The 12,678-nt window shown below is 72.9% G+C and carries 13 protein-coding genes; 7 read left to right on the top strand and 6 right to left on the bottom strand.

Going from position 1 to position 12,678, the window contains the following annotated elements:
* The 5 genes from ACFVJQ_RS19905 to ACFVJQ_RS19885 form a co-directional block, all read right to left on the bottom strand.
* A complete protein-coding gene (locus ACFVJQ_RS19905; RefSeq protein ID WP_385513560.1) occupies positions 1 to 1,068 on the bottom strand; it encodes a hypothetical protein in 1,068 nt (355 codons plus the stop codon).
* Positions 1,065 to 1,904: a hypothetical protein gene (locus ACFVJQ_RS19900; RefSeq protein ID WP_385513561.1), complete on the bottom strand. Its 840-nt coding sequence runs from the start codon at positions 1,902 to 1,904 to the stop codon at positions 1,065 to 1,067. The genes ACFVJQ_RS19905 and ACFVJQ_RS19900 overlap by 4 nt, the downstream gene beginning before the upstream one ends.
* Positions 1,905 to 1,958: 54 nt before the next feature.
* A complete protein-coding gene (locus tag ACFVJQ_RS19895) occupies positions 1,959 to 2,648 on the bottom strand; it encodes an LPXTG cell wall anchor domain-containing protein (protein ID WP_224734557.1) in 690 nt (229 codons plus the stop codon).
* Positions 2,649 to 2,805: 157 nt separating this feature from the next.
* Positions 2,806 to 3,327: an ATP-binding protein gene (locus ACFVJQ_RS19890; RefSeq protein ID WP_385513562.1), complete on the bottom strand. Its 522-nt coding sequence runs from the start codon at positions 3,325 to 3,327 to the stop codon at positions 2,806 to 2,808.
* Between the two features lie 257 nt (positions 3,328 to 3,584).
* On the bottom strand, positions 3,585 to 3,968 hold the full coding sequence (locus ACFVJQ_RS19885) for an STAS domain-containing protein (protein WP_129799859.1): 384 nt from the start codon (positions 3,966 to 3,968) through the stop codon (positions 3,585 to 3,587).
* 249 nt (positions 3,969 to 4,217) lie between these two features.
* Between ACFVJQ_RS19885 and ACFVJQ_RS19880 the strand changes: the two genes are divergently transcribed.
* From ACFVJQ_RS19880 to ACFVJQ_RS19860, 5 genes are all read left to right on the top strand, one after another.
* On the top strand, positions 4,218 to 5,165 hold the full coding sequence (locus tag ACFVJQ_RS19880; RefSeq protein ID WP_385513563.1) for an RNA polymerase sigma factor SigF: 948 nt from the start codon (positions 4,218 to 4,220) through the stop codon (positions 5,163 to 5,165).
* Positions 5,166 to 5,361: 196 nt separating this feature from the next.
* Positions 5,362 to 6,888, top strand: a complete 1,527-nt coding sequence (locus ACFVJQ_RS19875; RefSeq protein WP_385785460.1) for an RICIN domain-containing protein — start codon at positions 5,362 to 5,364, stop codon at positions 6,886 to 6,888.
* Positions 6,889 to 7,013: 125 nt separating this feature from the next.
* The gene (locus tag ACFVJQ_RS19870) at positions 7,014 to 8,252 is read left to right on the top strand and encodes an argininosuccinate synthase-related protein (RefSeq protein ID WP_385513565.1); all 1,239 of its coding nucleotides are present in this window, start codon (positions 7,014 to 7,016) and stop codon (positions 8,250 to 8,252) included.
* Between the two features lie 53 nt (positions 8,253 to 8,305).
* Positions 8,306 to 9,034, top strand: a complete 729-nt coding sequence (locus ACFVJQ_RS19865; RefSeq protein WP_385513566.1) for a 2OG-Fe dioxygenase family protein — start codon at positions 8,306 to 8,308, stop codon at positions 9,032 to 9,034.
* Positions 9,035 to 9,087: 53 nt separating this feature from the next.
* On the top strand, positions 9,088 to 10,089 hold the full coding sequence (locus tag ACFVJQ_RS19860; protein ID WP_385513567.1) for a DMT family transporter: 1,002 nt from the start codon (positions 9,088 to 9,090) through the stop codon (positions 10,087 to 10,089).
* An 8-nt stretch (positions 10,090 to 10,097) separates the two neighbouring features.
* Here ACFVJQ_RS19860 and ACFVJQ_RS19855 read toward each other — a convergent pair whose 3' ends face one another.
* A complete protein-coding gene (locus tag ACFVJQ_RS19855) occupies positions 10,098 to 11,087 on the bottom strand; it encodes a LuxR C-terminal-related transcriptional regulator (protein ID WP_385513568.1) in 990 nt (329 codons plus the stop codon).
* 478 nt (positions 11,088 to 11,565) lie between these two features.
* Between ACFVJQ_RS19855 and ACFVJQ_RS19850 the strand changes: the two genes are divergently transcribed.
* Together ACFVJQ_RS19850 and ACFVJQ_RS19845 are read left to right on the top strand one after the other, a co-directional pair.
* Positions 11,566 to 11,718 carry a hypothetical protein gene (locus ACFVJQ_RS19850; RefSeq protein WP_385513569.1) on the top strand — a complete coding sequence of 51 codons (153 nt, stop codon included), beginning with the start codon at positions 11,566 to 11,568 and terminating at the stop codon, positions 11,716 to 11,718.
* Between the two features lie 5 nt (positions 11,719 to 11,723).
* Positions 11,724 to 12,662 carry a hypothetical protein gene (locus ACFVJQ_RS19845; RefSeq protein ID WP_385785455.1) on the top strand — a complete coding sequence of 313 codons (939 nt, stop codon included), beginning with the start codon at positions 11,724 to 11,726 and terminating at the stop codon, positions 12,660 to 12,662.
* Positions 12,663 to 12,678: the final 16 nt, after the last annotated feature.

Raw genomic sequence — 12,678 nt, 5'->3', positions numbered from 1 at the left:
TCACGTCGTTCCCTTCCTGGAGGGAGTCGTAGGACTCGTCGGGCTGTCGTCGTGCGGTGCGGAGAGCCGACCGGCCGTGCCCGGATCGGCGTCCGGGGTGAACCACGGCAGGGTCGAAGTCGATGCGGGCGCCTGCTCGCGCGAGGTCAACCGCGGCAGGCGCAAGGTGAGTTCGGGCAGTCGCAGGCCCCGGTGGCGGGCGCCGCCCGGCCGGGGTGGGCGGACCCGGTCCACCACGGCCATCCCGATGCGGAACACCGCGGCCGGTACGACCAGGCACACCAGGACCCAGAACAGGGTCACGCCCCACGGCCGGCCCACGCCCCAGGGCTGCTCGGCGAGCACCTTGCCGCCGTACTTCAGCGAGACGGTGTAGTCGCCGTGCGCCCCGGCCGCCAGCTCCACCGGCAGCCTGATCTGTGCCTTGCGGCCGGGCTCGATGGTGCCCCGCCACTGCTGCTCCTCCCACTGCGGGGCGAACACGCCGTGCGAGGTGCCGACCTGGAAGACCGGGTTCTTGATCGCCGAGGTGCCGACGTTGCCGACGGTGAAGACGAGGGTGCGGGCGGGGGGCGCCCCGAACCAGGTGAGCAGCCCGCTGGAGCCGTCCAGCCGGGTGTCGTTGAGCACCGACAGCCGGCCGCCGGCCGGTTCCGCGGGCAGCGGTTCGACGGCGTGCCCGGCGACCTGGAAGATCGCGTCGGCCTGCGCCTTCGCCCCGGTCACGGTGGCGACGTGCACCACGCACGGGCACGGCACCGGCGGCTCGGCGACCGGCAGCTCCTTGCGGAAGCGGCCCTCGGCGTCGGTGGTGACGGCCCGGCCGTCGGCGTTGGCGCAGGAGTTGGTGCCGCCGATCACGCCCCGGGACGGCACCGACTGCCCGCAGATCAGGATCATGAGCAGCGCCCGCTCCCGCCACCCGTTGCCGGTCACGGTGACCGAACCACCGGTTCCCGCCTGGGACTTGGACAGCTTCACGGTGGGCCCGTCGGCGGCAGCGGCCGACGCGGGGGGCACGAGCAGCAGCGCAAGTGCCGCGATCAGCACAGGGATCCGCGTCTTCACCGCATCGCTCCCGTCAACTCGGCCTGGTCCCACTGGTGTTCCGGCTCGCTCTCGGTCGTACGGCGCCTTCGACGTCGTACGACCGCCCCGGCCGCCGCCACGACGATCAGCGCACCGACCCCTGCCACCCCGCCCCACGGCACGAACCGCGCCGACGCCTGCGCCGTGTCGCGCGCCCCACCCGCCGCGGTCACCGTCAGCCGGATGTCGACCGCGTCCAGGGCGGGCCGGTTGGGCCACGGTTCGTCGAGCCGCACCCGGTGGCCGGGCGGCAGCTGGAGCGGCAGGGTGCGCGGGGACCGGTCGAGGACGGTGCCGAGGACGCCGTCGGCGTGCACGGCGAGGGTCGGTACGAGGACCGTCGTACCCCGGTTGACCAGGTCGTACGTGATGCCGTCACCGTCCACGGCCACGTGCTCGACGGTCAGCGCGGACAGCGTCGGACCGCCGGTGCGCAGCCGCACGGGGACGGACCGGGAGCGGCCGTCGCCGTCGCGTACGACGATCGTGCCCGCGCGGTCCCCCGGCACGGCCCCCTCGGGAACGGTCACGGTGAACGGGATGTCGGCGCGGGTGCGGGCGGGCACGCGCACCTCGGCGTCGGCGAAGGTGACCGGGACGCCGGTGCCGCGCAGCCGTACGGTGACCGGGCGCCCGGCACGGTTGGTCACGGACACCGTGTCCTGCAGGGCGGTTCCGGGCGTGCCCTCGGCGTAGAAGGACGGGCGGCCGCCGCCGGCGGGCGCGACGGACCAGCCGTCGGCAGCGGTCGCCGTCGGGGCGGCGCACAGCAGGGCGAGGAGGGACAGGCCCACGACACGGGCGGCATACGACATCGGCGGCTCCATCAACGCCTCGTTGAGAAGCGACGGGCGGGAATACCGGAACGGTCAGCGGCGGACGCGTACCGCCTGGTTCCGGCGTGTCAGCCACAGCGCGCCCGCCGCGCCCGCGAGCAGGACCGTTCCGCCGAGCGTGCCGAGGGCGATCGCGGAGTCCTCGGGGCCGGTCTGCGGGAGCTCGGCTCCGGAGTCGCTGCCGCTCTGGGTGCCGGTCGAGCCACCGCCGGCCGCCGCCGTGACGTCGAGGGTCAGGGACGGTCCGGGATCGTTGCTGGGCGTGCAGGTGGTGGTCGTACCGAGGGCCTTGATGGTGAGTACGCCCGCCGTGAAGGTGACCTTGCCCGTCTTCTTCGGGGTGTAGGTGCCGGACAGGTCGTTGATCTTGATCGGGGTGTCGGCGGGAATCGCTTCCTGGTTGGCGGGGCCGGTGACCTTCATGGTGCCGCTGTCGGCGCCGCCGAGTTCGATGGTGGCGCTCGGGTTCATCGCGCCCTTGCCGAGTTCGACGGGGCTGGAGGAGACGCCCTTCTGCCAGGACATGGTGATCTTGTAGCCGCTGCCGCTCTTGACGCCCTTGATGTCGATCGGCGAGACGGCACTCTTGTCGCCGATCGGCGTCTTGCACTGGTAGTTGACGTCGACGACCTCGGCGTGGGCCGTCGGGGCGGCGAGCAGCACCGCCGAGCCGGCCAGGGCCGCGGCGGACGCGAGCGCGGCGGTTCGTTTCCGGTACGACATCGTCCCCTCATTCCTGACGGCACATCAGATCGGCCGTCAAGGTACGCCCGGGGAGTTGAGGAGGGAAGACGCGGAGCACGCCGGAGTTGTGACGATCCGGCGTGCGTGCGGTGACGTACGAAGAGGGGTTCGAACCCCGGGTAACCCCAGGCGGGCGTTACGCGGGCGCTCCGAGTTCGGCCCACACCGTCTTGCCCGCGACGCCGGGCGTGCGCACAACCCCCCAGTCCAGGCACAGGCGCTGGACGATGAACATGCCATGGCCGCCGGGGCGGCCGGCGCGGTGCGGGGTGCGCGGGGCCGGCTGGCCGGCGCCGCGGTCGGAGACCTCGATGCGCATCACCTTGTTGTCACAGGCGATCCACAGCTCGTCCGGCCCTTCCGCATGCAGACAGGCGTTGGTGACCAGCTCGGAGACGACGAGCAGCACGTCCTCGGCGGCGGCCCGCTGGTCCGCGGTGGCGGCCGGCAGCCAGCCCCACGCGTACAGCGCCTGGCGGGCGAAGTCGCGGGCGAGCGGGACGACGCCGCTCGCGCCCTCGAAGCTCAGCCTGCGGGCCTGACGCGCCGCCGACGACACGGACGCCCCGGTCCCTGACGCGCCCCCCTCGGACGCCCCGGAAGCGCCGCTGGGCTCCGGGCCGCGGTCGCCCGGCGAGTAGGGCCGGGTGGTGCTCATCAGCGCTTCACCTCACCGATTCACCGGTTCACGTTTCAAGAGTGCCTTCCGAACACGCGGGGTGCTCGGTGTTCGATACTCAGTGTGGGTCACACGGTCGGCACGGGTACACACGGCCCGTACACCGCACGCAGGAAAGTGACCGGTTCGCCCGGTCCGCCGTGCCACCCCCGTCATGATTGCCGCCGACATGTTCAGGATGTCTCCTGCCCGGCCCGACCGGCGGGACACCCCCCTGTTCGGCACGACCGGCGCGCTCAGTCGGACTCGTCCTCACCGGCCAGGGCTGCCTCGACCGAATCGTGGACGGTGAAGACCGCCTCGGCGCCGGTGATCTCGAAGACGCGGGCCACCACGGGCTGCATGCCCGCCAGATGCACCCCGCCCCCGGCGGCCTCGGCCTTGAGCCGGGCGCCCAGCAGCACGTTGAGCCCGGTGGAGTCGCAGAACTCCAGCCGGGAACAGTCGACGACAAGCCGGCTGAAACCCTTGGCGAGGCATTCCTCGAGTGGTTCACGCAACAGATCGGCAGTGTGGTGATCCAACTCACCTGCCGGAGTCACGACGGCGCTGGGGCCCTCTTCCCGCACCTCCACCAGAAGCCGGCCCGACTGTGCGCTGCCGACCGTCCCGTGGTCCATGCCGTCTCTCTCCCGAGGTCGTGGCTGCTGACGTTTGCCCTCGAACACTACGCCTTCCCTTCGTCCTTCGACAGCCGAACATCCGCCCAGAAACGGACATTTCCGCACAGAACGGACTTGCGATCGGCTCGGGAAAGCGGGTAGGGCTAGTAGAGACACGTAACCGACACGGCCGGCTTTGGAGGCGCCGCACACCGCAGTGCACGTACTGGCTTCGGCAGCCATATGCCGAGAACGATGGAGGACATCATGTCACCCCGGCTCGACGCATCGCATACCCGGACGGCGACGTCGACACCCCCTCCGGAACATCTGGATCCCATCGAGCGTAACGGCGATCACACCGACGCACTCGCCGTCAGGGACGACGTACTCGCCCTGCAGGACGACGTACTCGCCGGACTTCCGGAGATCCCCCCGTACGACGAGGTCGGCCCCGTCGATGCACGGGCCCTGTCCAAGACCCTCTTCGAGCGGCTGGAGTCCCTCGAGGAAGGCACGCACGAGTACTCGTACGTCCGCAACACGCTCGTCGAACTCAACCTCGCTCTGGTCAAGTTCGCCGCCTCCCGGTTCCGCTCCCGCAGCGAACCGATGGAGGACATCATCCAGGTCGGCACGATCGGCCTGATCAAGGCGATCGACCGCTTCGAACTCAGCCGCGGCGTCGAGTTCCCGACCTTCGCGATGCCCACCATCATCGGTGAGATCAAGCGCTTCTTCCGCGACACCTCGTGGTCGGTGCGCGTGCCGCGCCGGTTGCAGGAACTCCGCCTCGACCTGGCCAAGGCCGGTGACGAACTGGCCCAGCAGCTGGACCGCGCCCCCACGGTGGGGGAACTGGCCGAGCGCCTCGGCATCTCCCACGACGAGGTCGTCGAGGGCATGGCCGCGTCGAACGCGTACACCGCCTCGTCGCTGGACGCCCAGCCCGAGGAGGACGACAGCGAGGGTGCGCTCGCGGACCGGATCGGCTACGAGGACCACGGGCTCGAAGGCATCGAGTACGTCGAGTCGTTGAAGCCGCTGATCGCCGAACTCCCGCACCGGGACCGGAAGATCCTCTCCCTCCGCTTCGTCGCCAACATGACTCAGTCCGAGATCGGCGACGAACTCGGCATCTCGCAGATGCACGTGTCACGGCTGCTGTCGCGCACGCTGGGGCGACTGCGCAAGGCGCTGACGGTCGAGGAGTGACGACCGCCTCACAGTGACGGCTCGTCGTCCGGCGCCTTCCGGGGCTCCGGACGAGCCGTGCCCGGAAACCTCTCGGTTATCGGGTTGTTGGCGGAAAGGCCTCCCCACGGGCCGCCTTCCACCACTATGGTCACCCGCAAACTGGCCGGTACGTCAGGGATCTTGACCTGTCACGGGGTCACGAGGAGGCGGGTGGATGGCTCGGGCCGACGGGACCGGCAGGGATGCCGGAGCCGCACCGCACTCCGGCGCGTCCGACGCACGGCTGACGGAACTGCTGCGCGCCGACACCGCCACCGCGTATCCGGCCCTCCAGGAACTGCGCGCCCGCCACCGCGCATCGGTCCTCGCCTACGCCCGGCTGTGCACGACGAGCGAGTCCACCGCCCGGCAGCTCGCGACGCAGGCCTTCACGCTCGCGGCCCGGGAGACGGCCCGCGGCACCGACCCCGCCGTACCGTTGCGGCACCACCTCCTGCTGCTCACTGTGCGGGTGGCCACGGACTGGGCCGCGGACGAACGGTCCGCCGGTCTCGACGCGGGTCTGCTGCTGGTCCTGAACACGGCAGGCCCGGTCGGCCCCGTCCCGCCCATGCTCGCGGCGTACCAGTCCCTGCCGTCCCGCACCCAGGGGCAGCTCTGGTACGCGGTGGTGGAGCGCGAGCCCGACGAGCGCACGGCCACACTGCTCGGCCGCACCCGCGAGGACGTGACATACGGCACAGAACAGGCCCTCCAGGCGTTGGGCCGGGCCTGTCTGACGTCCCGGCTCGCGGCCTCCGACGACCCGCGCTGCCGGGACTTCCGCCGGCTCATCGAGGAGTCGGTACGGCCCGACGGCCCACGCCACAGCCCCGACCTGGACGCCCACATGGCGCGCTGCGTGCACTGCGCCACGGCGTACGAGGAGCTGACCGCCCTGCGCGACTCCCCGCGCACCGCGCTGGCCGAGGGGCTGCTGCCGTGGGCGGGCACGGCGTACGTCACACGCGACGGCGAGCCGGGCGTCCACCTCCGTATCCGGCAACGGAATCGGCCGCCGTACCGCCGCCGCCTCGCGCTGACCTCCGCGGTACTCGGCGCGGCCCTGGTGCCGCTGCTGGTCGTCCTGCTCGCACCGGGCGAGACCGCCTCCCAGGACAGGACCGATCCCGGCCCCATCACCACACCGGTGGTCCCGCCCCCCGTGACGGTCACGGCGACGGTGTCGGCAAGCCCGCCGACGCCCACCACGAAGTCCCCGTCACCGACGAGGAGTTCGACTCCGCCGCACACTCCGAGCCCGAAGCCCTCACCAACGCCTCCGCCGACACATCCGCCGAGCGGCTCCTACGCCCAGGTCGTGAACGTCGCCTCCGGGCTGTGCCTGGACATCCGCGACGGGGTGCTGGAGAAGGGCACGGATGTCGTCACGGCGCCGTGCGGCGCGTCCCCTACGCAGCGGTGGCGGGTCGACGCGGGACGGGGTGTCGTCCAGTCGTCCGCCGACCCCGACTACTGCCTGGACAGCCGCGGCTCCACCGACAAGGGCGTGGGCATCTGGGAGTGCGCGTCGGTCGACGGGCGCAACGGGCAGAACCTGAAGTTCGCGGTGGGCGGTGACGGGGTGATCCGTCCGGCGGTCGCGGTCGAGACGGCGGTGACACCGGACGGGGACGGCGGCCTGGCGCTGCTGCCGGTGAACGGGGGAAGCGGGCAGCGGTGGCGGGCGGGCGCGGCGTGACCTGACCGCACGGTGCGACCCGGCGGTTCGGCCGGCGTCGTGGCCGCGTCCGGCTCCGGACATGGCCGGGCGCGGCCGGGGGAATCCGTTGCCGCGGGGGCCGGGCGGGCGGAAACCTGCTGGTCGTGACCACAACTGAGGCTGTGAAGACCGCTCGGCCGCCGCTCGTCCGATCCTTTTCCCAGCTCGCCGATCTGGATCCCGACCGCCCGGTCGTGACCCTGTTCAGCGGCGGGCTCGACAGCTCGTACCTGCTGCTCCGGCTGCGCCGGATGGGGCTGCGCGAGGTGCACGCCGTGAGCGTGGACATCGGCGAGGACGAGTCGGGACCGTACAAACGCCAGGTGGCCGAGGCACTCGGCGCGAGGATCCACCTCCTCGACCGGCGCGCCGAGTTCGCCGACCGGTACGTCGCCCCCGCCATCGCCGCGCAGGCCGTCTACCTCGGCATCCACCCGGTGAGTTCCACGCTCAGCCGTCCGCTCATCGCGCACGGCGCGGTGGAACTGGCCCGCTCCCTGGGCGCCCAGGCCGTCCTGCACACGGCCAACCGCTCGCAGAACACCCTGCGCCGGCTCAACGGCGCGCTGCGGCTGCTCGGTTACGAGGGCGCGTACGGCAGCCCGTACGACCTCGACCCCGTCACCCGCGAGGACAAGCTCATCGCTCTGCGCGCCGCGGGCGTGGACCTGCTCGCCGGGCGGATCGTCAGCGGCGACTCCAACCTGTGGTGCCGCGAGTTCGAGTCGGGGATCCTCGACGACCCCGAACGGCACGAGGTGCCGGAGGAGATGTACACCTGGAGCCGGCCCACCGCCGCGCCGGGCTCCTCCGAGCTGCTGACCGTCGCCGTCGAGCACGGCCGCCCCGTCGCGCTGGACGGCGAAGCGCTGCCGCTGACCGAGCTGATCGACCGGCTCAACCGGCGCGTCGGCGCCTACGGCCTGGGCCGCTACTCGGGTCTGGAGCATCTGGACCACGGCGAGAAGGTCCTGGAGATCCGGGAGATGCCGGCCGCCTGGCTGCTGCTCAGCACTTACCGGCACATCGAGAGCGCCTGCCTGGACGCCGAACTCATCCGCGAGAAACGGCACTTGGAGCAGGTATGGGTGCGCGAGGCGCTGGAGGGCCGCTGGTTCGGCGAACTCCGGCTCGCCGCACAGTCGTTCGTCGACAGCTGCGCACTGCGCACCAGCGGCAGCGTCACCTGGCGGCTGCGCACCGGGGGCGCCGACACCCGCTCCATCACCGCCGGCCGACCGCTGTACCTGCGCGCGCGGGAGGAGTGGGAGGAGGACTCCATCGCCGCCGAGACTGCGCCCTTCGCGCCCAGCGCCGGCCCGTTGCTCACCGCGGCCGCATGACCCGGCCGTCTTCCCTCGCCGCCCACCCCCGCCACCGACGTACGGAGTTTCCGATGACCACCGCCCTTGCCCACCCCGCCGCCGTCGACGCCGTCGCCGCCCTCTCCGGATCCGGTGGGCACCTCATGCCGTCCGCCGCGCTGTCCTCGCTGGTCGGCGTGGAGGCCGCCGACTGGGCACGGTTCGCCGCGCACTGGGACGAGCTGACGCTGGACACCTACATGGCCGACGGCGGCACGTACCGCTTCCGCCGCTACGGGCAGTTCGACCTGGACGCGGACTCCGGCGAACTGACCCTGCTGCCGCACGGGCCGTACCGGCAGGAGACGGACGTCAACCCGCTCAACGGCGGCATCGAGCGGATCTTCGACCCGCTGACGGAGTCGTTCGTTGCCGACCCGCTGCTGCGCTCCGTGCTGGTCACGCTCGGCCGGATCTTCACCGAGACCGACGGCACCCGGCGGTGGAACATCAAGCTCCACCCGTACCGGATCAACGCCTCCACCGAGCAGGAGGGCCAGCCCGCGCCCGAGGGCCGGCACCGCGACGGCGTCACCTTCATCACCTCGCTGCTCATCGACCGCGTCAACGTCGTCGGCGGGGAGAGCGGCGTGTACGCCGACACCGGCGCCCATCTGCTCACGACTACGCTGTCCGAGCCCGGTGACCTGCTGCTGGGCGACGACCGCCGCACGCTGCACTCGGTGACCCCGGTGCGTCCGGTGGACCCGGGGCTGCCCGCCCACCGCGACGTCCTGGTGATCGCCTACACCGCGCGCTGAGCCGACGCCCCCTTACGTCCCCGTCCCTTGCAACACCTTCGCAGAGGAGCCCCATGAGCGTCACCGCGGCCCGTCTTGGCCGGCTGACCGATCTTCCCGTCCTGCTGGTCGCGGTGGTGTGGGGCTCCAGCTACCTCGCCGCCAAGGAAGTCACCACGGCGCAGACCGTGCTGGCCGTGCTGGTGCTGCGGTTCGCCGTGGCGCTGCCCGTGCTCGTGGTGGCGGGGTGGCGGCGGCTGCGGGCGCTGAGCGCCGTTCAGATACGCGGCGCGGGGATGCTGGGGTTGATCCTCGCCGGGATCTTCCTGCTGGAGACGTACGGCGTGGTGCACACCTCGGCGACGAACGCGGGGCTGATCATCAGCCTCACCATGGTGTTCACGCCGCTCGCGGAGAGCCGGGTGCGTGGGACGCGGCTGCCGGGCTCCTTCATGGCGGCCGCAGCGGTGTCGGTGCTCGGCGTGGCGCTGCTGACCCAGGGCGCCGGGTTCACCGCCCCGTCCGTGGGCGATCTGCTGATGCTGGGGGCCGCCGTCGCCCGTACCGTGCATGTGCTCGCCATGGCACGCATGGACTCCGTGCGCGGCGCCGACGCCCTGTCACTGACCACGGTCCAGCTGGGCGGCGCGGTGGTGGTGTTCGGCGTGCTCTTCGCGCTGCCGGGGACGGGTGCGTCGCCGTGGGCGGCCGCGGCCGACTTCGGTGTCGGGGACTGGCTGGGGCTGCTGTATCTCTCCGCGTTCTGCACACTGTTCGCGTTCTTCGTGCAGATGTGGGCCGTCCGGCGCACCTCGCCGTCCCGGGTCAGCCTGCTGCTCGGCACGGAGCCGGTGTGGGCGGCGGCCGTGGGCATCGCCCTGGCCGGGGACCGGCCGGGGTGGCTGGGCCTGGTGGGCGCGGTGCTGGTCCTCGTGGGCACGGCCTGGGGGCGGGCGGTGGCCGATCGGGGGCAGGCGGCGGAGGCTTCCCCAGTGTCTGCCGGGGCCGCTCCCGCGGGGCGTACCGAGTCCGGGGAGGCCACCGAGCCCGCGGCGGCCGGTACCCCCGCAACCTAGGGCCCGGCTCAGCCGTCCAGCCAGCCCAGGCGTACCGCGCAGGCGCCCGCCTGGAAACGGCTGGCCGCGCCCAGCCGTTCGGTGAGCTCGGAGACGAGGCGGCGGACCGTGCGCTCGGAGATACCGAGCTTGCGGGCCATCGCCTCGTCGGTGAGTCCGCCCGCGAGCATCCGCAGCACCTCACGGTGCCGGCCTTCGGGACGCCACTCCCCGTCGGGCCCGGGCGCCGCGTCGGTCAGCACGCTCGCCGCCGCCCAGCAGTGCTCGAAGATCTCCCGGAAGACCCCCACCAGCGTCTCGCCGCGCAGGACCACCGCCGCGATCCCGTCGTCGTCCGACGGCGGGGCAGGCACGATCGCCGTGGAACGGTCCACCACGATCAGCCGCAGCGGCAGCGTGTGCGCCGTACGCACCTGCGCCCCCGCGGCGCTCAGCCGACGCAGGTACGACGCCATGTGCGGTACGGCGGCCGCGGCGCCGAGATGGATGGTCCGAACCCGCACACCGCGCCCGAGCGCCGCCCGGTCCCGTTCCAGGCCCGCCTCGACCATGTCGGCGGGCAACGCGCGTCCGGGGTGCAGAGACAGCACCTCCTCCTCGACCCGCCGGGCCACGTCCTCCAGTGCGGCGGACACGTTCGCGGCGCCGGTCACCACTTCCATCCGTACGGAGAGCAGCTCGCGCGCGTGTACGGGCTGGAAGTCCGCGAGGACGCGGGCCAGCGCAGAACGCGTCTGCTGTACGGCGCCCAGCAGGGCGCTGGTGTGCCGCTCCTCCTCCGTCAGGAGATTCCGCAGGGCGGTGTCGGGCGTCAGGGCCGTCCAGCCGTTGTCGCTGTCCGGCGCGGGCACGAACAGCCTGAGCCGGGTGAGAAGTTGCAGCGCCTCCGCGAACTCCGTGTCGCTCCAGCCGTGCTCCCCGGTCACGGCCTCCGGTCTCCAGGCCGCGTCGTCGAGCGCGACGCGGTACAGCTCCTGAGCACGCTCCCGGACATCCATGGAATCCCCCTGATCCATCGACCCGACGCGCCCGTCCCCGGCCCGCCGCCGAACGGATCTTAGAAACATGCCCCTGACCTGGCCAGACGCGGTCCGCCATGCGGACGTGGCGGCCGGGGCGTGGTGTTGCTGAGCGCGCTCGGCGAAGTCCGGTGCGATCCGGCAGCGCCCCAAAGGGGCGCGGAGCTGTATCGACATGCGGCTCCTCCCCCACTCTCGGCTGCTCCCCCCACCCCCACCGCGGGCGCGACCAGCCACGACGCATCCGCAGGTGGCGTACCGGACTTCCAGCGGAGCGCTTGGGCGCGTCCGGGCCTGGCCATGACCGGTCCCGGAAGCCGGTAAGGCATGGCCGACGGTGATCGGCCCGGCACATGCTGGCACCGCACCCCACGCCGACAACCTGGAGGTTCCTGTGCCCGTGACGACGCGCTCGTCCCTGTCCGCCACGACTGTTCCGCGACCTCACCGACGCCGGGTGCGCACGGGCCGCCGTACCTCCGCTCTCCGCGCGCTGCCGGCCGCGGCCCTCACCGCGCTGCTGGTCGGCACGGCGGCGGCAGCCGTCGGCGTACCGGAGTCCGGGGCGGTCGTCGCGTCCGGCTCGACCGACTCGCTCATCTGGGGCTGAACGCCGTGCCAGGACCGGCCGTCGCCGTCGTCGCCCCGCTGGCCGGACCGCTCACGGCCGCGGGGGCGGTACTCCTCGCCGAGGTGGACCGGATCCGTACCGTGGCCCCGGACGCGGCCGAATGGCACGTGCACCACGAGGCCCCGGGCATCGGGGACACCGTCGCTGCCGGCGCCTACGCAGCGGTCGTCGGCCACGCGGATCCGGTGGTCGCCGACGGCGCGCTGCCGGCCTACGAGCGGGCGGGGCTCGCGTCCCTGCTGCCGTTCGTGCGGGGCCGCTCCCCCGCCGTGACCTGGGCACCCGACGACGCCCGGCTGGCCGGCGCGCTGCACGACAGCGCCCTCGCCCTGGGCGCCACGGCGCTGACGGTGACGTACGCGGAGAGCGAGGATGCCCCGGCGGAGACCCTCGCCGAGCTGGCCCGGCGGTCCGGCCTCACGGTGGCGGTGGAGAAGGCCGGGCCCGGGCCGATCGCTGGTCACCGGGAAGCCGTCGGTTCCGGTGGAGACGTGCTCGTCCTGCTCGTGCCGCAGCACCGGCTGGCCCCGATGCTACGGGCGCTGTCGCGGGCAGGTGGTGCGGGACGGTATCGGGCGGTGCTGGTGGTGGCGGACTGTGGTCTGCCGTCGTTCACCGCGCTGGCGGAGGCGGCTCGAGGGTTGCCCGTGTGGGCCGTCCACCCGGAGTTGTGCCTGGTGCGCCGGGCCCGGGTGGCCGTGGTCGCGCTGGCCGCCGCCCTCGCCGAGCGGCCGGCCCTGCGCGGGCCCCGGCTCGCTGCCGACGTCGCGGCTCGCTCGGCGCACCTGCTCGGCGCGGACGGAGGCGTGCTCGGCGAGGGTCGGCGCGTGTCGCGCCTGTCCGCGGTGTGCCCGGTCCGGGCGGCCGCCGGGGAGGACGTCACCGGGCTCCTGCCGCTCGCCCCGGCCACGCTCACCGCCTGACGCCGGGCCCGGCTCC

Source organism: Streptomyces sp. NPDC127197 (genome assembly GCF_042672405.1).
In the GTDB taxonomy this organism is placed as follows: Bacteria; Actinomycetota; Actinomycetes; order Streptomycetales; family Streptomycetaceae; genus Streptomyces; species Streptomyces flavusporus.
This window is presented reverse-complemented; position numbering and strand designations above follow the sequence as displayed.